This is a genomic window from Ectopseudomonas oleovorans (genome assembly GCF_003052605.1).
Lineage (GTDB): Bacteria > Pseudomonadota > Gammaproteobacteria > Pseudomonadales > Pseudomonadaceae > Aquipseudomonas > Aquipseudomonas oleovorans_A.
In genome coordinates, this window is record NZ_QASO01000078.1 from 64280 (window position 1) to 64788 (window position 509).

At 52.8% G+C, this 509-nt stretch carries 1 protein-coding gene; it reads left to right on the forward strand.

Annotated elements, in window-relative coordinates; translation table 11 throughout:
- On the forward strand, positions 1-429 hold a 429-nt coding region (tnpA, locus tag DBO86_RS13450; RefSeq protein ID WP_146173169.1), incomplete at its 5' end, for an IS200/IS605 family transposase.
- Positions 430-509 lie beyond the last annotated feature (80 nt).

Sequence of the window (509 nt, forward strand, 5' to 3'; positions counted from 1 at the left end):
GATTACAGATACGGCAGTCATACGGTCTACCAGATCGAGTATCACTTTGTTTGGGTGACTAAGTACCGATACAAGGTGCTCAGCGGTGAGGTTGCTGAGCGAGTGCGAGAGCTGGTGAGACAGACGTGCGAAGCATTTGAAATTCGGATTGTGAAAGGTGTGGTGAGCAAGGATCACGTGCATATTCTGGTGAGCAGTCCGCCGAATTTGGCGCCGAGTGAGATCATGAGGCGGATCAAGGGGCGTACGGCGAGCAAGCTTTTCGAGGAGTTTCCCCATCTGAAAAAGCGCTATTGGGGGCAGCATTTTTGGGCTCGCGGGTACTTTTGCGCGACGGTTGGGCAGATGACGGAAGAGATGATCAAGCAGTATCTGGAGCATCATTTTGAGCCGAGCCCGAACGATAATTTCAGGATGGAGCCTGACTGATCCGACGCGTCGTTCAGTCGACGCGTATCCGGACTTTCAGTCCGTAAGTCACTAACCCACCGACTTCAGTCGGTGGTTGT